Annotated in this window: 17 protein-coding genes; 16 read left to right on the forward strand and 1 reads right to left on the reverse strand. The window is 53.2% G+C overall.

The window, feature by feature from the left end; translation table 11 throughout:
- The first annotated feature begins 66 nt into the window (after positions 1 to 66).
- A complete protein-coding gene (locus GBK04_RS26765; protein ID WP_152765079.1) occupies positions 67 to 1,044 on the forward strand; it encodes a c-type cytochrome in 978 nt (325 codons plus the stop codon).
- 51 nt (positions 1,045 to 1,095) lie between these two features.
- Here the strand turns inward: GBK04_RS26765 and GBK04_RS26770 are convergent, their stop codons facing one another.
- Positions 1,096 to 1,944 carry a Cif family virulence factor gene (locus tag GBK04_RS26770; RefSeq protein WP_152765081.1) on the reverse strand — a complete coding sequence of 283 codons (849 nt, stop codon included), beginning with the start codon at positions 1,942 to 1,944 and terminating at the stop codon, positions 1,096 to 1,098.
- 123 nt (positions 1,945 to 2,067) lie between these two features.
- Here GBK04_RS26770 and GBK04_RS26775 point away from each other — a divergent pair, with 123 nt between their 5' ends.
- From GBK04_RS26775 to GBK04_RS26845, 15 genes are all read left to right on the forward strand, one after another.
- A complete protein-coding gene (locus GBK04_RS26775; RefSeq protein ID WP_152765083.1) occupies positions 2,068 to 2,247 on the forward strand; it encodes a hypothetical protein in 180 nt (59 codons plus the stop codon).
- A 144-nt stretch (positions 2,248 to 2,391) separates the two neighbouring features.
- Positions 2,392 to 5,424 carry a ligand-binding sensor domain-containing protein gene (locus tag GBK04_RS26780; protein WP_152765085.1) on the forward strand — a complete coding sequence of 1,011 codons (3,033 nt, stop codon included), beginning with the start codon at positions 2,392 to 2,394 and terminating at the stop codon, positions 5,422 to 5,424.
- A gap of 31 nt (positions 5,425 to 5,455) precedes the next feature.
- On the forward strand, positions 5,456 to 6,109 hold the full coding sequence (locus GBK04_RS26785) for a response regulator transcription factor (RefSeq protein ID WP_152765087.1): 654 nt from the start codon (positions 5,456 to 5,458) through the stop codon (positions 6,107 to 6,109).
- A gap of 114 nt (positions 6,110 to 6,223) precedes the next feature.
- A complete protein-coding gene (locus GBK04_RS26790) occupies positions 6,224 to 8,713 on the forward strand; it encodes a TonB-dependent receptor domain-containing protein (protein ID WP_152765089.1) in 2,490 nt (829 codons plus the stop codon).
- Positions 8,714 to 8,921: 208 nt separating this feature from the next.
- The gene (locus GBK04_RS26795) at positions 8,922 to 9,302 is read left to right on the forward strand and encodes a T9SS type A sorting domain-containing protein (protein ID WP_152765091.1); all 381 of its coding nucleotides are present in this window, start codon (positions 8,922 to 8,924) and stop codon (positions 9,300 to 9,302) included.
- A gap of 237 nt (positions 9,303 to 9,539) precedes the next feature.
- Positions 9,540 to 10,520 (forward strand): c-type cytochrome, encoded by a 981-nt coding sequence (locus tag GBK04_RS26800; RefSeq protein WP_152765093.1) that lies wholly within the window; start codon positions 9,540 to 9,542, stop codon positions 10,518 to 10,520.
- Positions 10,517 to 11,263, forward strand: coding sequence for a hypothetical protein (locus GBK04_RS26805; protein WP_152765095.1), 747 nt, complete (start codon positions 10,517 to 10,519; stop codon positions 11,261 to 11,263). The genes GBK04_RS26800 and GBK04_RS26805 overlap by 4 nt, the downstream gene beginning before the upstream one ends.
- 236 nt (positions 11,264 to 11,499) lie before the next feature.
- The gene (locus GBK04_RS26810; protein WP_152765097.1) at positions 11,500 to 12,780 is read left to right on the forward strand and encodes a hypothetical protein; all 1,281 of its coding nucleotides are present in this window, start codon (positions 11,500 to 11,502) and stop codon (positions 12,778 to 12,780) included.
- 54 nt (positions 12,781 to 12,834) lie between these two features.
- Complete coding sequence (locus GBK04_RS26815) at positions 12,835 to 13,368, forward strand: hypothetical protein (RefSeq protein ID WP_152765099.1); 534 nt, start codon at positions 12,835 to 12,837, stop codon at positions 13,366 to 13,368.
- The gene (locus GBK04_RS26820; protein ID WP_152765101.1) at positions 13,362 to 13,922 is read left to right on the forward strand and encodes a hypothetical protein; all 561 of its coding nucleotides are present in this window, start codon (positions 13,362 to 13,364) and stop codon (positions 13,920 to 13,922) included. The genes GBK04_RS26815 and GBK04_RS26820 overlap by 7 nt, the downstream gene beginning before the upstream one ends.
- Positions 13,919 to 14,917, forward strand: coding sequence for an alpha/beta fold hydrolase (locus GBK04_RS26825; RefSeq protein ID WP_152765103.1), 999 nt, complete (start codon positions 13,919 to 13,921; stop codon positions 14,915 to 14,917). Before GBK04_RS26820 ends, GBK04_RS26825 begins: the two co-directional genes overlap by 4 nt.
- A 160-nt stretch (positions 14,918 to 15,077) precedes the next feature.
- On the forward strand, positions 15,078 to 16,595 hold the full coding sequence (locus GBK04_RS26830; protein ID WP_373331386.1) for a PKD domain-containing protein: 1,518 nt from the start codon (positions 15,078 to 15,080) through the stop codon (positions 16,593 to 16,595).
- Between the two features lie 173 nt (positions 16,596 to 16,768).
- Positions 16,769 to 17,356: a cupin domain-containing protein gene (locus tag GBK04_RS26835; protein ID WP_373331387.1), complete on the forward strand. Its 588-nt coding sequence runs from the start codon at positions 16,769 to 16,771 to the stop codon at positions 17,354 to 17,356.
- 119 nt (positions 17,357 to 17,475) lie between these two features.
- A complete protein-coding gene (locus GBK04_RS26840; protein ID WP_152765105.1) occupies positions 17,476 to 18,603 on the forward strand; it encodes an NHL repeat-containing protein in 1,128 nt (375 codons plus the stop codon).
- A gap of 138 nt (positions 18,604 to 18,741) precedes the next feature.
- The gene (locus GBK04_RS26845) at positions 18,742 to 19,458 is read left to right on the forward strand and encodes an ACT domain-containing protein (RefSeq protein ID WP_152765107.1); all 717 of its coding nucleotides are present in this window, start codon (positions 18,742 to 18,744) and stop codon (positions 19,456 to 19,458) included.
- Positions 19,459 to 19,700 lie beyond the last annotated feature (242 nt).

Consider the following 19,700-nt stretch of genomic DNA (forward strand, 5'->3'; position numbering starts at 1 on the left):
TGCTTACGGTAAAGTATTATGTTTTTCCTACCTATAAACTATACAAAACTGCCAGCTCTTCTGCTGATGCTGTTGCTGATTTTGATTGGCCTGGTCAACTGCGTTCGTCCGAAAGTCAGCCAACCCAATGGAAAGCGGTTGGAAACCTTTCAGGTCCAGGGTACCCCTGCCCTCGTGGCCCACGGAGAGTACCTGGCCAATCATGTGGCAGCCTGCATGGACTGCCATTCCCAGCGCGACTGGACCCGGCTCACTGGACCGATTGTGCCGGGTACCCTGGGGGCGGGCGGGCAGGAATATGGGAAAAACTACGGGTTACCGGGCCGCGTGTACGGGCGTAATTTAACCCCTGCCGCTCTGAAAGATTGGACGGATCAGGAATTGCTCACAGCCATCACGGCCGGCGTTACAAAGTCGGGCAAGCCGTTGTTCCCACTAATGCCTTATCCCAACTACCACACCATGAGACAGTCCGATGCGGCGGCCATCATTGCCTACCTACGTACCCTGCCGCCCCTGGCGAACGACATCCCAAATAACCGAATCCCCGCACCCGTACGGCTGGGCATGCGCCTGATGCCCCACCGGGCTAACTTGCTTTCCGATTCGGAAGCTTCGTTGGGGGTACCTTACGGCCAGTACCTGACCCGGATGGCGGGCTGCGCCGATTGTCATACGAACCGTACTTTTGGGAAACTTATCAAGAAGTCCCCCTTCGCCGGGGGCATGCCGGTAAGTATGTTCGGGGGTACCCTGCGGTCGGCCAACATTACACCTGATTCACTCACAGGCATTGGCCGTTGGACGAAGGCTGATTTTGTGGACCGCTTCAAAGCATATGACCCGACCCATTTTGCGGCACCCGTGGTGGGTGATGGCTTCAATACTGTGATGCCGTGGACGCTCTACGCCGGGATGACCGAAGCCGATTTGGGAGCGATTTACGACTACCTGCGCACCGTAAAGTCCGTTCGGAAGCGGGTGGTACTTTTTCAGCCCAAAGAAAAAAGCAGCCATGACTCTCGGGCAAGCAAATCATCCTGATCGAACCCTGTTATCTTTGGGCAGAAAGAAAATTCCTTGATACTTTACACCTTATCTAACTTCCTGTGCCAGTTGCCAGGCCCCTCCCCTTTTTCGCCAGATCCGAAGGTATCCCATCCGTTTTTCGCCAACTACCGCAAAGCCATAGGTGTACCCTAAGTCTCCGGCACGGGACGTGACTGCCCGAATGGGCTGATACGTTACGGTCTGTGTTTCCGATTCAAGAATACCATTTACTCCCTTGCCCATCAAAGGCAGACTGCCGTTCCGAAGTATTCGCACCGAATCGGAGGTAGGTAAAAGGTCCCGGTAGGCGTGGCTCAAACCACTTTGCCGAACCAGTCGAGAAAAGGTACCCTCGGTCAGCAGCAGTTCCTGGCTCGCCTGTGCCGTATCAACGGCGACTGTATCTTTCAGTCCGAACCATTCGGGGTTTATCATGGTAGGTGCAGGAGTGCCGGGTTGGTCGTGTTCACAGCCAAAGTCGATCAGCACTTTCCACTGGCCCAGATCCGTTTTGTGCCAGACACTGGTATACTGTCCGCAAGAAATAGGGACTCCGTCTTTTTTACTTCGGCGGAACTCGAAGGGCCCGGTCGTATATCCAAATTCGCCCGAGGCGGAGATTTCGGCATAGGCAGGCCGCCAGCTAAGGTACCCTGGTCCGTCGGGTTGTTGTGCATAGACCTGCGTTCCACTCACAAAAGTATTGTTCACAAATACCACCGAATGCCTATCCAGATTACTCAGGAAGGCTCGCCGGATACCCTCGTTTTCGGCCTGTAGGGCAAAACCTCGTTCGGCGGCTACCAGGGCCTCGTAGTCGTCCTGGACGGTAATTGAGTGGTTGGATAAGATAAAATAACTCAGGAAGAAAAATGTTTGGTAAAGCTGAATCATAGTGTAGTTGAGTTGCGTTTTTTCTCAAATCAAGCTGGGTAGCTCATTTTTTGCGATTCAAATTATCCGAATGCACCCGGCCTTTGTCCAAACGACTGGAATTCCGTTGGAAATACTTCTTGTTTGAATGGATCAAATTCCCATCCCGCTTTCCCGTCACAGGTCACGGACAAAACCCTGGTGATCCGTCAACCTACCGAACAATCGTACCGATTGAGCCAGGTACCTCTTCCCAAAGCAGACCCGCAGGTACCAACGATCCACATCACGGGGCTTAGGGTACGGGTCGGCTTTCCCTTTTAACAGGTAAGCTTGACTGTATTGAGTACTTGGGTAAAAATCTAAGTGCTAGCCCTGTCAGCCGCGTTGCACGGCGTCCCCAAATTAACATCTTCATGCGATTCCAGGGGCTTGCTGAAGCAACGGCATTGGCTGTATCTTTGAGTAATGAAAAACGCAAAAACCTGGAAACGCGGCTCGTCAATTTTCACATTCACCCTACTCTGGCTACTAGTGGGGATGGAGAGTATAGCCCAGCGGCCCGAGCCTTCATTCGAGCATTTCACGACCGACCAGGGCCTGGTGGGCGACCTCATTCTGGCTATTCTGAAAGACCGGCGCGGTTTTCTTTGGGTAGGAACCAGCAACGGTCTGAGCCGCTTTGACGGCCAGCATTTCAAAAATTACCGCCGCCAGCCCAATGATAACAGTTTACGGGGAAACTACGTTGTCAACGCGGGGCTGACCGAAGATACAAAGGGTTTTTTGTGGGTGGCAACCAATAAGGGCTTGCACCGCTTCGACCCCATACGGGAAGAGTTCAAGCTCATTCCACTCCCGACTCAACGGGACGGACAGGCCGACAACGACTATACCTCACCCGTCCATTTTGACCGGACAGGTTATGGCTGGTTTTCTTCCAAGTTCCGACTCTATCGCATCGACCCCCACACCCTTCGATTAAAGGCGTTCGTATTACCGGCGGTATCTGACAATGCGTATGCAGACCCGTACCTCGACCACGCGGGGCGGCTTTGGATCAATCATGCCGGAAAAATCTACCGCCACGACTTCCGCTCGGGTCGTTTTACGCGCTATTTTGCCTGGCGTAACGGACAGGCCGATTCTACGGTGCAGTTCGGCAATTTTAAGCAAACCGGATCGAGCGCCTTACTATCGTCGAGTAACCGGGGGTTATGGCGCTATGATGACTCCAACAATCACTTCGTGGCCGACTCGGCGCTACCCTCAAAACCGATTTATGCGTTGCAGGCCGACACGCTGGCGGGAAAGGTACCTTTTTGGTGGCTCTGGGATGCGGACAACGGCCTGGCGGCCTACGTACCCACCACAAGGGAATATTTTGTTTTTGAGCAGAATCCCTACGACCAAATGAGCCACAACGGCGGGGCAGCCATGGCTTTTTACCGCGATTCTGAAACAGGAATCATGTGGATCGGCACCGACCGGGGACTGGAGAAAATTGACCCGAATGCTATCAAGTTTCGCCGGAAACTATTACCGCAAACCATCAACGAAGGCCAAACCAAATTCGTAGCCATGGTACGCCCCGACATCCGGCAACCGGAACAGTACTGGCTGGCCGTGCGCGGAGCGGGACTATTGTGCTGGAAACGGACTTCGGACGAATTCGTACCCATTACTTTTGGCTCCGAAAAAGGGAAGGCCGACGCCCACAATGTGATACAGGACGGGAGAGGCCGTGTATGGGTAGGCTTGCAGCGCGGGGTAGGCCGCTACGATCCGCTGACCGGAAAGCGGGAATTCCTGGACAGTTTTCTGCCCGAAACTACCCGTCATAAACAATCCATTACCGTCACTTTCCGGGACAGGCAGGGCCGCATCTGGCTGGGTTCCAACCTGAATGGCTTGTATCGTTACGAACCGAAGCGGGATCGAATCGAGCCGTGGCCTTTAGCCATTTCGACCGAACTGGGCTTTATCCGGCGGATTCAGCAGGACAGCCAGGGGCAAGTATGGGTACTGACCGGAGCGGGGTTATTCTGTCTGGATCCGGTGCGGGGTACCACCCGTCCTGTTAAGCTCCATGGTGCACCGATAGAACCGACCGACCGCCTGCACAGTACTTTTTCGCTCGACAGCCAGGATCAGATCTGGATGTCGGGCATTGGCTACGTGGCCGTTGCCGACCGCACGGGACGTATTTCCCGTACCTATACCCTGGCCAATGGCCTGCGCGCCGAACACGTATTTGGTATTCAAGAAGACCGGAGGGGGCATATCTGGATGGTTTCCGACGATCAACTGCACGAACTGAACCCCCACAGCCAGACTTTCACCTACTACGGTAAGGACAGTGGTCTGCTGGAAGAAGGAATTTTTCATCCTACGGAACTGACGCTTGATCCGCAGGGCGAGCTTTTTATCGGCTTTCGGGGCGGATTTAATTATGTGCAGCCAGACAATCTGCGTCCCAACCCGATTCCGCCCCCCGTCACGATCACCGGCCTGCGCATCGACAACCAAGCCCGGAGCCTGGCTACGCCGCTTGATCTGCAACCGGGTGAAACCACGCTGAACATTGATTTTGCGGCCCTTACTTTTAGTCAGCCCAAAAAGAGCCACTATGCCTACAAGCTCGACGGCTTCAATACCGACTGGGTGTACAGCAACGACGCCACGGCTACTTACACCAACCTGGCACCTGGCCATTACACATTCCGGGTAAAAGCCGCCAACAATGACGGCCTCTGGAACGAAACAGGTACCTCACTGTATTTCAGGGTAATTCCCGCTTTCTGGCAAACCTGGTGGTTTCGGCTGTTGGCCGTGCTGGTGGGGGTACTGTTGCTTTACGCCGTGTACCGCTACCGCGAGCGCCAGCGTCAACATCTGGAAAGTATCCGCAACCGCATCGCCACCGACCTGCACGACGACATGGGCTCCACGCTCAGTAGTATCCGCATTTTCAGCGATGTGGCCCAGCAGCAGATCGCCGACGTGCGGCCCGAAACGGTACCTGTGCTGCAGCGCATCAGCAGTAGTGCTACCGCTCTCTCGGAATCCATGCAGGACATCATCTGGACGATCCAGTCGAAAGACGATAGCCTGGCTGACCTGGCTACCCGGATGCGTGAGTTTGGGCTGCGGATGGCCGAGGCCAAAGGCGTTGATTTTCAGATGCAGGTGGGCGAATCCTTTACCGACCTGCGACTGAACGTGGAACAACGCCGGAATATCTACCTGATTTTCAAGGAAACCATCAACAACGCCATCAAATACGCCAACGCCTCGCGAATCGAAATCAAACTGGCGACCGTAGGCCGCGAACTGCGGCTGCTGATCCAGGACAATGGCTGCGGCTTTGATATTGCCACTACCGGGCCCGGCAACGGGCTGCCCAACCTCCGCAAGCGCGCGGCCGAAATCCGGGGACAATTCAGTTTGACTTCTGAGCCCGGACAGGGTACGGAAGTCAGTTTGCGGATGAAGGTTTGATCGTAAGTTTATGGCTCTTAGCCTTATAATCATGCAGGAATCAATCAAAATTACCTACTACGAAGATAACCGGGACTTGCGCGAAGGCATTACCTTCCTGCTGCAGGCCACACCGGGCCTGGAAATGCTCGGAGCATTCGGCGACTGTTCGCACCTGAGCCAGGAATTACAAACCCTTCGGCCCGATGTGGTACTGATGGACATCGACCTGCCCGGCCTGAGCGGCATCGACGCGGTACCGATTGTGAAGGCTGCTTCACCGGATACTCAAGTACTTATGCTGACAGTTTTCGACAACGATGAGAAGATCTTTCAGGCTATCCGCAATGGGGCCAGTGGTTATCTGCTCAAGCATACGCCGCCTTCGGAAATCGTCTCGGCCATTTTTGATATTCACCGGGGCGGTTCGCCCATGACGGCCAACATTGCCCGGCGCGTGCTGCAATTTTTCCAGTCGCAGCAAAAAGTGGTACCTCAGCCCGAGCGGGAAGATTACCGCCTTTCGGCGCGTGAACTGGACATCGTGAAAGGACTGGTGAACGGGTACAGCTACAAGCTTATCGCCGACGACCTGCACATCAGTATCGATACCGTCCGCTCTCACATCCGCCACATTTACGATAAGCTACAGGTCAACTCCAAAACCGAGGCCATCCTGAAAGCCATGCGCGAGGGACTGGTGTAAGCTGATCGCGGCATTTCCATGCGATTATTTTTCTGGCAAATCACATTTTCGTGCGATTGACGGGCGCTGGGCTTTCTGCCAACTTTGCCAAGTCAATTTTCACTTCTGTTAGCCATGAAAAATAAAAAAACTCCTCGTACTATGGACGCCGCCAATTTTCCATCGTTCACCCAACTATGCTGGATTGCCATCATAGCGGGAAGCATGTGTTTATTTTCGGGGGCCATGTACGCCCAGTCGCTCGCCCGCGCCACCGTGTCGGGCCAACTTTTCGACGCCAGCGGCCAGCCGCTCGGCTTTGCCACCGTACTGCTGCTGCGGCCTGACTCGACAATGGCCAAAGGGGCCGTCACCGATACCACCGGACAGTACTTTTTTGAGGGAGTTCAGCCCGGTACTTATACCGTGGCGGGTACGATGATCGGGTACACCCGCGTTGTTTCGGCACCTTTCACAATTAAGGAAGGCCAGCTCACGGCCCGGGTATTTCCATTGGTTTCCCGTGAAGCAAGCCAGACTTTGGGAGAAGTGAAGATTGCCGCCCAGAAGCCTTTCATTGAGCAACTACCCGACAAGACGGTCATCAATGTAGAGAATAGTATTGTAGCCAGCGGCAGCAATGCGCTGGAAGTGCTGGAGCGTGCGCCCGGCGTGCTTGTGGACAATCAGAATGAGCGCATCGTGCTGAAAGGCCGCGAAGGTACCCTAGTGATGATCGACGATAAGCCGACCTACCTTTCGGCGCAGGAAGTCATTAATTTATTGCGAAACACCCCCTCGAACAGCATCGAGGCCATCGAACTCATTACCAACCCTTCGGCTCGCTACGACGCGGCGGGCAACGCGGGCATCATTAATATCCGGCTCAAACGCGGAGCCCGCACTGATGGTACCAACGGCAGCCTGACCATCAGCAGTGGTTACGGAAGGTACCCTAAGTCCTCCCCCGGCTTTTCGCTCAACCACCGATCGGGTAAACTAAGTCTGTTTACCAACTACAACTACGACTACCGCAAAAGCTTCGGAAACGTGGACGCCCGGCGATATTTTGGTGAGGGCGACTCCCTGACGCGGGTACGCAACCTCGGTGATCGGCCCAATACCAGCCAGAGCCATACATTTAAGGTCGGAGGTGATTATGCTTTGGGTAAACACACCACCGTAGGACTGATGGTCAATGGTATGTTGAGTGGTAACACTGCCCGGATCGACAACCGCAACCTGGTGTATAATGCTCAGGACCAGCTCACACAGACGGTCACCATGATCAATGCTTCCACGCGCGATATGCAGCGCCTGTCGGCCAACGCCAACCTGAAGCATACTTTCGATACGCTGGGCCGGGAAATCGTGGCGGATTTCGATATAGCTCAAGTAGGTATTCAGATTGAAGATAATATGGATACGAGGTACTTCGGGCCGGGGAATGAAGAAATCCGACCCGCCCTGCTACAACGCAACATTCCACTCTCGACCGTCACGATCCGCGCCGCCAAGGCCGACTATGTTCATCCGCTGGGCAAAGGGACCAAGCTGGAAGCCGGAGCCAAGGTGTCGTACGTCAGTTCGGACAACGACCTGCAATTCGAGACCCGAGCCGAATCCGGTAGTTATGTACCCGATCCTCAGCGTAGCAACCACTTTCTGTACGACGAAACCATCGCGGCGGCCTACCTCAACGCCAGCCGCGAGCGGGGCAAATGGGATCTGCAGGCCGGACTGCGGGCTGAGCAAACCTACTCGGTGGGCAATTCGCTGACTTTGCAAAAAGTGGTAGATCGTCGCTATCTCAATCTATTTCCGAGCGCGTTTGTGACCTACAACGCCAGCAAGTCACACCAGTGGCGGGCGTCGTACAGCCGCCGGATCGACCGCCCCGGCTACCAGTCGCTCAACCCGTTTATTTACGTGATGGATGCCTATACCTACCGCGAAGGGAATCCGTTTTTACGCCCCCAGTACACCAATGCCTTTCAGGTTGGGTACAGCTATAAGGGCGAAACCAGCATCAGCCTGAGCTACAACCACACTACCGACGCCATGATCGGCGTCAATGATCAAATCGGCGAGCAGGTCCGGGTGACGACGGTCAACGTGGCTACTTTCCATAATGTCAATCTGAACCTCAGCCTACCCTGGCAGCCCGTCAAGTGGTGGACGCTGCGCCCCAGCGTGGATGTGTTCTGGAATGCTTACGATGCCCAATATGCGGGTCTGCCGCTGAACTACCGCCAGTTTTCGGCCAATGCCAACCTGAACCAGAGTTTCCTGCTTCCTCATGGATTTTCGGCGGAAATCTCGGCCTTCTACAATTCACCCAGCGTGTACGGCCAGATGTTTTTCCGCAGCCAGGGGCAGGTAAGTGTAGGCTTGCAAAAAAATCTTATGAAAAAAACGGCCTCCCTGCGGCTCAATGTCAGCGACTTGTTTTACACGATGCGCAATGCCGGAACTACTAATTACGGAAACACCAATCTGTCATTTGTTTCGCGCTTCGAGAGCCGTGTGGCCCGGCTGACGTTCACCTACAACTTTGGCAACCGCAACCTGAAAGCCGCCCGGCAACGCCGTACCGGCGTTGAGGACGAGCAGGGGCGCATATAGCTACCCATGAAAAATAAGTAGTGCGATAGGGTACCTAACAGGTACCTGTTCGGAATTTGGCGTAAAGAAAAAGGGCATTCGGATATAGAAAGTATCGCTTTGGAATATCTCCTTTCTGCTTTTTCTTGCCGCGCTCTATTTTTAATCCCCCACTTCGCTCCAACAAAGCGGGGACTTTACCAATTTTTTACCAATTCCATCTATTAGCATGAAAACTATAATCATTTTTGCCCTGGCCGGTGCCCTGGGCCTGGCGGCTCCCGACCACCCCTGTTTCAACTCAGAAAACCCGTCGGCCGAGATATCCGGCTACGTCGTTACCGATCACATGGCCATGTACCTGGGCTCGGATCACAAACTGCGACTCAGGTTTGGCCGCATGGAAGGAAATGCCGTTGTGGAGGTTTTGCACGGCCCACGTACCCTTTACCGCAACCACATTGACTTGCGGAAAGGGGCGCATCAAAACCTCAATCTTTCTGAGTTGGAAAATGGAAGCTACCTGATTCGCGTGACGGTTGGAAAACAGGTCACGGACAAAACCCTGGTGATCCGTCAGCATACCGAGCAATCTTACCGATTGAGCTAGGTACCTCACCCGAAAGCAGGCCCTTATGTACCAACGACCCACATTGCGGGGTTTAGGGCACGGGTCTGCTTTCTGTTTTGCAGGGTGGGTCAGAGCGCAAAATATTCACTCCATTACCGTTTCCTTCCGCTTCATCCGTCCAGCCATTGAATGCGCTGGCTCTGTTTCCCACTTTTGTATCGGGCTTAGTAAAAACTAGGCCTTCCGAATCTAATAGCCATTTTAAATAACAAAATCATGAAAAAAGTTTTGAAGTTTTTTGGAATCTTCCTCGGTAGCGTCGTTTTGCTGATCGGCTTGTTCTGTGCCTACGTGGCCATCACAGGGGTACCTACCTACGACAAGCCCAACATACCCGAGATTTCGGTTGAGATCACCCCGGCCCGCGTGGCCCGTGGGGAGGTGATCGCCAACATCCAGTGCATGGAATGCCATGCTAACAACAAGAATCAACTGACGGGCAAGTATCTTGGTGAAGTACCGGCCATTTTCGGAAAACTGTATTCCAAAAACATTACGCAGGACAAGGTAAAAGGGATCGGAAATTGGACGGATGGGGAGTTAATCTACTTCCTGCGGACAGGTATCCGGCGCGATGGCTCCTATGCGCCCGTAATGCCCCAGTATCCCAATGTTTCGGATGAGGATTTGAAATCAGTAGTAGCCTGGCTACGCTCCGATCGCTTTCCCGTACAGGCAGTCCCAGAAGAACCCCAGTCATCGGATCTCAGCATTGTATCCAAGCTACTGACCCATACGGTAATGAAGCCTCTGCCCTACCCGCAGCACATGATTGCTCCTCCCGATAGCACCGATCCCATAGCCTTGGGCAAATACACAGCCGATGCCGTAGGCGACTGCTTCAGCTGCCACTCCGGCGACTTAGTTGACCAGAACAAGGTACATACCGAACGCACCAAGGGGTACTATGGGGGTGGCATAGAGATGACAGGAGAAGGTGGCAAACCCGTCGTTACGGCGAACCTTACCTTCGACGAAGAAACGGGTATTGCCCGGAAGTATTCCAAAGAGCAGTTTATCAAGGCCGTAAAAATGGGCGTCCGGCCCGACGGCAGCATTCTGAGGTACCCCATGACTCCCAAGCTTGCTCTATCGGACCAGGAAGTTGGAGCAATCTATGAGTATCTGAAAACGGTACCGAAAATCAAGAACGATATCAAGCAGAAATCGACGGAGCTCGAGATTGCAAAAAAATGAAAGCGATAAACGAACAAATGAATCCTTCGACAGGGTACACCCGTCAGGTGGGGTTTCTAACGATAGTATCCGGCTTACTGGCTCTGCTTTGCCTGGTACTTTCAGGCATTGCCCTGGCCGATCACCCGGATGCTTTCGCTGACCCAGTGCAGGTTCTGAGCATCCCGAATGTCAGCTCCTCACTGCTACGCTGGTCGATGCTGGCCGACCTGATGGGCTACTACCTGCTGTTACTTCCCGTCATTTTCTGGCTGCACCAATGGCTGAAGGCCCAAACTCCATGGGCACCCCTTATAACATTCTGCGCTACCAGTTATGTATTGATCGGAGCCATCGGCGCAATCATACTGGCCGTTCTGACGCCCACATTCCTGGCTGAGTACACCGCTGCTTCTGCCGATGGAAAGGCCACGGTCCAGTTGATCTACAAAGCGGTGGTTGAAATCGTGTACGGTGCGCTCTGGAACACATTGGAAGTCCTATTGGCGGGGGCATGGTTGTTGTTTACAGGCTTTTTTCTGACCCAGTTTGGGCGGACTTTCCGCTGGGCCACTCTGCTGCTGGGAATGTTTTCAATACTCGATGGATTGGGCGAGGTGTTAGGTTTGAAAACCATCGCTGAAGTAGGACTAAATGGGTACTTGATCCTAGCTCCCATTTGGGCTATTTGGCTAGGTGTCGTGCTCTGGCTTTCGTCTCGCCATTCTGTCTCTATGACGCATCGAACCGAGTTGGCCATCTGATTCTATCCTACCCAATTATATCCATTCTACCAAAACCCGCAAAGCCGCTGATGAAGCGGCTTTGCGGGTTTTGGACCGAACCATAATGTGAGGTGGCAGACCAATGATGCATTGCCGAATTGTTGGCGGGATCGCTACGCTTCACAAGCTGATTGTACCGTTTCAAAAATTTCTCCGCTGGCTAAAAGCGGACGGCCTACCAATTTTGAACCATCAAACCAAAAAATCTAGTAGCCATGAAAAACAAACTCCAGCTTTTCCTTTGCTCGGCCCTCGCCGTCCTGTGCCTGGCGTGCGATCCTGACAAAGGTTCCGTCGCTCCCACGTCCGACGACAATTCGGGTCCCCCGTCAGCCCCAGCCACCGGAGCCGTTACGCCGGTAGGTACCCCCGAAGGTACCCCCCTTACTGCCACCATCGGTCCGGCGGGTGGCTCCATCCAGTCGGCCGACCAGCGAATCAGGATTTCGATTCCCGCCGGGGCATTGACCGAAACCAAAACCATTTCGGTGCAGCCGCTGACCAACCAATGCCCCTCGGGTACGGGACAAGCGTTCCGGCTTACGCCCCACGGCCTCACTTTCGCCAAGCCTGCTACGCTTACTTTCCAATACGATGAACAGGACGTGAAGGGATCGGCACCGGAATTCTTGCGGGTAGCCTACCAAAACGAGAAAGGAAGCTGGCAATCGCCCTCCCTGAAAAGTATCGATACAACCGCCCATAACGTGACCATTAGCACGACGCATTTCAGCGACTGGAGCCTTTTCCAAAATGTAAAGTTGACTCACGACCAACCTGGGAGCATCATCCTTGATCCGGGTGGTCAGGTTAATCTTAAAGTGTGGGGACATATCGATACACCCTCGGATAACACGGATGATCTGATAATACCCATTCCCGTCCTGCTCGATGAAAAATACATTGATTCCTGGCAGGTGGCAGCAGAAGGATCGCTGAAAAACACGAAGAGCAGCAACATTAATACCTATCAGGCTCCCAATCATATCCCGGCCAGGAACCCCGTAGCCGTCAGTGTTTTATTGAATAAAACAGTGACCATCGACGGCAGAGTGTATCGTGATCTCCGACTGGTTTCTAATGTCTTCGTAGCTCCCGAAGGTATTTCCGTGCAGATAGACGGTGGCGCATGGCAAACCTACCCCGGCGGGGCCAACCTCAACAGTACCCAGAATGTGGTGACGGGAAAAAATGGGGCCGAATCGGCCTCAGTATCGTGGAAAGGAGCTCCCGAAGGCGTGTTTCGCTGGACGAAAAGTACCGACGTAGCCTTCAATCTATTGCAGGGACCAATGATCTACCAGCATCTGTATGGAACTAAGAATGTACAGGTTAGCGGCGGTTCATTGAAAGTAGACAATTCGAATTTAGCCTGGGTGGTAGGGACTTTCACGGTGCAACCCGCCGGATGGGTCAGGCCTTCCACGCCCCCAAATGTGATCGGTACGGCCAACATCAAAGGCGTTTTCCGGATGAAACGTATCGGTCAACAATAGATTCCAGATTTTATTCAATTACTTACTTTTCAACTTAATAACTCTTTTTTAGCCATGAAAAAAATCCTCTTCGCGCTACTGAGTGTAGCGCTTCTCAGCACAGCTTGTGAAAAAAATGTCGACGCTGGTCCCGGCGGTCATACGGCCCCCGAGGCCGTAGGCAAGTGGATGTACGGCAGCTTTGCCATGAGCGACTTCTGGTCGTACGACGGCGCGTATCAAGGCAAGCCTTTCGAGCTGGCCGTCGTCTTCGATTTCAAGCAGAATGGTACCTACGAGAAGTACTTTGTTTCCTCAGCCCGGGATTATTCCAGTTGCCGTACTGAAGCCTTCACCTATGAAAAAGGTCGGGTAGAATTCAACGAAACGAGCGGCTCATTTACGCTTACTCCCACCGATGGAAAGTACCGGGGCTTCTACTCCTGCGCTCCCAACCGCAATTTTGACCGGAAAATGGAGCCTTCAGAAATGAAAGTACAGACATACTACTACGAAATCACAAAAGGTACCAACGGCAAGCCTAACCTGGTGGTAAAGTTCAATCAGAGCGATTCCAACATCAGTACTTTTCTGCCTACCTCATGGTAAAGTACCTTACTTTCGTCCTGTTGCTGGTCACTTTTTTCAAAGCTCCGGCGCAATCGCTGCGGGTAGGATACTATGGCGAGACCGTCACCCACTACGGCTTGAAGGTGGCGCGTGAATGGTCGCTCCGCAGTTTCGTAAAAGAACGCAACCGGGCCCGCAGGCAGCTACTAGTGGCACCCGCCCTGGCCGTGTACCGTCATCCCCAGAACCACGTTGGACTCGTGTTTTTCCCTGAACTAACCTACCGCCGCACGAGCCGGCGCGGAGGAATCTTCGAGGCTGGGCTGGCCCCTGCATACTTCCATTATTTTCTGGAAGGAACTACTTACTCCCCCGACGAGTCCGGCGAGCTGCAACGGGTGCGTCTGGCGGGTGGAAACGCCTTTCTCCCGACGGTTTTTGTAGGGGTAGGAAAAGATTTGTCGGTGCGGCGGCAGGTACCCCTGGCGTGGTACACCCGCCTGAACGTGATGCAGCAACGGCCTTACAATACCTCAGCCCTCATGCGATTCAGTTTGGAAGCAGGTCTGATTTTACCTTTAAAAAAGCTATGAAAACGTTCTCTAAACTACTCTCTTTCGTCCTTTTACTGATGTTGCTGGCCTGCGGCGACCGCGACCCGCAACCCTTCGAGGAAAGTACCCTTTTTCTGCGGAACAAAGGAGCCGATATGCCCATCTGGGTAAAGGGAAACCGGGCATCTGACAAAATCATCCTGTATGTCCACGGTGGGCCGGGTGACTGCGCCATGTGTTACCGCTACCACCTCAAAGGGCTGGAAACCGAAGCAATGGTAGCCTACTGGGATCAGCGGGTAGCCGGGACTTCTTCGGGCAAAGTGGATGAAGGTACCCTCCGCTACGCTCAGTTCAGCGAGGATATGGGGTACGCCATCAAGCTTTTGAAAAAGCAGTACCCCGGCGCAAAAATATACCTGTTGGCCCACAGCTTTGGCGTGGAGCTTTCGTGGCAGTACCTGACTTCGGGCACCCACCAGCAGGAAGTGGCGGGGCTGATGGTCGTCAACGGCATGTTTTCCTTTGCCAACTGGCTGGCCGCCGTGCGGGAATGGGCGTTGCGCGAAGCCCAAAAGCAGGGCAACACCGAAGCCGAAACCTACCTACAGGCACATCCGGTTACGCCCGAAAATGCCGCTACCATTGAGTGGGAGCCCATCTACCGCTGGATGTACAAGCTGGGCGGAAATCCGGTATCGCTCTACGACGATGGCAAGTACCTGATCAACTATGCCTTCAACTCCCCCAATACGGCTTTGGCCCAATTTACGCACGGAAAAGCATACAGCTACTACGGAAACGTCGAGAGTCGGCGGTTTGAAAAAGGCCCCTTTTTGAAGGACATCCGTATTCCGGTCGGTCTGTTTTGGGGCGTAAAGGATGGCGTGGTACCTGTGGAAGTCGGTGAGGCGACCAAGAAAATGCTGACCAATGCCCCCGTGACCGAAGTACGTTTCGCCGAATCCTGGCATGAGCCATTCATTACCGAAACCGATAAGTTCACTAGGGCGGTGCTGGATTTCGTGCGCTAGGTAGCCGCACAGTCAAGACAGGATTTGGCCCAGTTCAAATATCCTTTCTAACGCTTCACCCAACTTGCTCCTTACCCGCCGGATGCAAGCCCATACTTTTGGAAAAAGTTAAAACCAATCTATAAACTACGGGTCAATCCCGAACCAATTTATTTTAGCCATGAAAACAAAAAAACAAACTCCCCAAAACCTCAGTATCCAATTCCTGACTGCAGCCGCCAGCCGCTGGTTGCTGATCCTGCTCGCAGGCCTGTTTTTCCTCACCAGCTGTAAGAAAGATGATGATCCCGTTCCCTCCGGGGCAGTAACCGCCAAGGCTGGTGCCGATCAAACGGTGCAGGTAGGACAGCTGGTTACGCTCGATGGATCGGGCTCGACCGACAGCGAGAGCAAGCCCCTTACGTACCAATGGGCGCTGCTCCGCAAACCAGCCAAAAGTACCGTTACGCTTTCCGACGCCACATCAGCAAAGCCAACCTTCAAGCCCGACGAAGTAGGCGAGTACGAACTGGAATTGACCGCAACTAGCCCCAATGGCAAAGCCACCGACAAGGTACTTGTGACCGCTTCGGTAGCCGAACCCCTGGCTATCAGCGCCAATATCACGGTCAAAACTACCCTCGTAGACCGCATTTCCAACCCCGACCTGCCCGACTACATCGTCACCAAGAACATCGACGTGAACCACGAGCTGACCATCAATCCCGGCGTGGTGATTGCCTTCGAGCGTGATGTCCGCATGAACGTGAACGACAACGGCGGTTTGCTGATCGCCAAGGGAGAAGCTACTAATAAAATTAAATTTGTGGGCGTGCAGAAAACCAAGGGCTATTGGGTAGGTATCGCGCTATACTCGGGCAGTAACGCCAATGTAATGGAATACGCCGAAGTGAGCCACGCGGGCAGCCGCCCCATGTATAGTACGACCAAAGCGGCCCTGTTTTTCTCCGGGGGAAGTAAAGCGCAGATGGCAATCAAAAACACCGCATTCACCGACAATGATGGCTACGGTATCTATGTCTACGAGGGTGGTATCCTGCGCGAGTTCGCCGAGAATGGCTTCCGTAACAACACCGAAGCGGGCATTCTGCTCGACGCTGCGAATGTCGAAAAGCTGGACTATTTCTCGACCTTCAAAGGTAACAACGGCCGCAATGTGGTAGAGGTGACGTCTTCCAATCTTAAAAACGGCACGGAGATTACTTGGGCGGGCTTCGCCGACAAAGCCCCCTACCGCATCAACGGCGAATTGACTGTCAACACGGGTTGGAAACTCAATCCCGGCGTAATCCTGGAAATGAACCGCGACGCGGTGATTCGCATCAATACCAGCGGGTACCTTTCCGCCAAAGGTACTACCAAGGACAAGGTGATTTTCACCAGCGCCGACGGCTCGGCGGCTTACTGGCGCGGCATCATCTGCTACTCGGCCGACCCCAAGACGATCCTGGAAAACGCCGAGGTACGCAACGCGGGCGGCAACATCATTGTATCGGCGAAGAAAGCCAACATTGCGATCTGGGGTACCAAAGCTACCATGACCATCAAGAACACGCAGATCAGCGGTAGCGGCGGCTACGGGGTTATGGTAGGTTACGGCTCCTCGGCCAATGCCGACCTGACCACTGCCAATACCTTCGAATCAAATGCACAAGACAACGTGCTCGTCGAGAAGTAAATGGGGTACGGCCATCGGACTGGCCGTCTCTGCACCGACCATATATCCTACGTATCCATCCTGACAGGAAAAAGCCGCTTCATGAGCGGCTTTTTCCGTTTCGTCGGCCTAGCCCATACTTCTTAAAATAACCATAACTACCTTTATATCAACGAAAATAAACCACCAAAACAATGGAAAATATGAAAATCACCTACCCCCACACAATTGAGAATTGCATTGGAGAAAAACTAACTTTCCTGGAAGTCCTCCACGAGGCAGAGGGCGACCGGTTGATCGTAGAAAATTTTGTAGCACCGGGCAGTGGCCCACCTATGCATGTACACTGGCTGCAGGACGAATGTCTGACCGTAGTCAACGGCAGGATCGGATATCAAATCCAGGGGGAACCGGAACAGTTTGCCGGAGAAGGTGAAACTGTCCTGTTCAGGCGAGGTATACCGCACCGCTTTTGGAACGCTGGCGCAGAAACGCTCCATTGCAAGGGCTGGATCAATCCGGCTCACTCGGTCGTGTTTTACCTTACGGCTATCTATGCCGCTCAAAACAAATCGGGAAAGGCACAGCCGGAAACGTTCGATGCAGCTTACTTGCTGACGCGCTATTCAGACGAATTCGACATGATGGGGATTCCCCGATTCGTTCGTCAAGTCATTATTCCAATGACCTACCAGATCGGACGGCTCTTGGGAAAGTACAAACATTTTGAAGGCGCTCCGGAACCGGTGCATTCTCCCAGTAAGGCAGAAGTGATGCATTAGCATTCGGTACGCTTTGCATCAAAAAGCCGCTTCATCAGCGGCTTTTTCCGTTTCAGCCCATTCGTGATTCATCCTCGGTTTAGGGTCAAATACCTTTGATTCAACGAAACAACAAATCCATGAAAAAGACACTCTTACTACTTCTGTTTTTAACCACATCACTCGCCTGTACCACCCCGGACCCCAATGCTGCTACACCTCCTGGCAGTGACGGCTCAGCCGGTAAAGTTCCGTACGTAACCATCACGACCATTGCGGGGTCGGACACTAAAAAAGGATTCGTCGATGGCAAAGGCACTGCTGCGAAGTTTGAGTACCCTGCCCAGATGACCTTCGATAAGTACGACAACCTCTACGTCATCGACCAGCGCATCAGCTATTATGGCGGCAGTGTCATTCGCAAAGTAGATCCGGCGGGGAACGTTACCACATTCGCCAGAGGCCTCGGCTCCATTACCGATATCTGCGTGGATCCCCGCGATGGCGTTACGCTCTATGCCATTGAGTGTGGAGACGCTCTTGGTGTGCAGAATGGCATTTTTCGCATCAGCAGCACTGGGGTAGTTACACGCCTGAGCGGAGGTCCCGACCCGGACGGTGGCTATTCCTTCGGCTACCGCGACGGGCCGCTGGCCAAAGCTAAATTCAATAGTCCCTGGAGTATCGGGATGGATAAAGCTGGTATGCTTTACATCGGTGACGGGCTGAACCATTGCATCCGTAAGGTTGACCTCAGCACCGGAATGGTCTCGACGTTGGCGGGCAAACCGTTGGAGAATACGTCGAACTGCAAGTTGGTGGATGGAACAGGAAGTGCAGCCGAGTTCTGTAGCCTGGAAGACCTTACCTTCGACGATTCCGGTAATCTGTACGTGCCTGACTGGGGTACCCATAGTGTTCGGAGGGTCACGCCAGACGGTACCGTATCGACCTATATGGGTCTGTCTACCGGCTACACCGCCGACCAGCCCCGTAGCAAAAGTGGGGTCTATGAACCCTATCGCGTACAATACGATCCTGCCAACAAGCGAATGATTATAGTGGTCGATACGGGTAAACGCCTGCTGATGGTCACACCCGATGACTATGTACATAGCCTGGGCCGCGTTCAGTCGAGCGATTATGCCGACACAAGTCCAGGTACCAGCCATACAACCGCCAGTCTGGCGGTCAATAGCAAGGGCGAAATCTTTACGCTGGACAAGTATAACCACTGCATCCGCAAACACACCATCACCTGGGAGTAGAAAAACCTGCTCATTCACAATAGACTGGTCACCTATTCAATAAAAAGCTCTCGGTAAATTCTCATGGCAGGTACTTACCGACAAAAGCAGCCTTGCGCACACAGGATTTCACCTTTGCTTCTAAAATCAAAAACCAGTATGCACCGAATCATATATTTCCTCCTGTTTACCAGCTTGCTGGCCTGCACCAGCCATGACCAGCAAAACATTCCGCCCGATCCCGACACCGAAGGTACACCACCCGAGTCGTCGGCTCCTGGATTCGGCACATCCAAAAGTCGTCCGGAGGGTACCTCTTTTGCCTTCCCAACGGGCATCATACTCGTGCAGAAGCCCCGCACCGATGACGAATGCTGGAGCGAAGCTAAAGAACACAAAAAAATGAAAGGCGCGGGAGATGGCGTCGGGTTTTGCCTGGCTTTCAGCAACTCGAATGCCTATTCGGTGCGGATTGAGTTACCCCCTGGGTTGATTTGGGTGGCTGAGAGAAATGAAGTTTATCAGGATATTCCCCAGAATGGGATCATCATAAAAATGGTCACGGTCTTGGTACCGGCCCGCTCCGTCGAAACCATCTGGCTGCACGCCTACTGCATAAATGTCGACCGTAGCAGCAGTCGATCCGGCGATACCTACGAGCATCAGCCAATTGTGAGCAATCATCCGGGCATCAAAGCGCTGGCGCAATTTCTGGCTACCAAAAAAATTAACGAAGAGGACTTTTCAACCGAACCGACTGACGCCGAACGACAGCAATTGGCTTTTGTGAGCGTTGCCGTAAATGACGTCGAAAAATACGGAAAGGTACAACCATCTACCCAGGTTTACCTCGATCAGCTACCTAACGTGAAATGACATCGCTGTATATTTTAATTATCGTTCTTCGGTAGCTACCAAGGCCAAAAAGGCCTTCTTGCCCGGCCTTTCATCACTAACACTTTCACACTACCGGTTTTCAATGCAAAATACTCTTCATCAGCAGCTTTTTCCGTTTCATCGGGCTAACCCCTGCTGCCTGAAACAACGATAACTACCTTTGAATCAACAAAAACATTCCGCCTGTAAATAGGCAAATTTTTCATTACTTTTTTAACTCT

Source organism: Salmonirosea aquatica (genome assembly GCF_009296315.1).
GTDB lineage: Bacteria > Bacteroidota > Bacteroidia > Cytophagales > Spirosomataceae > Salmonirosea > Salmonirosea aquatica.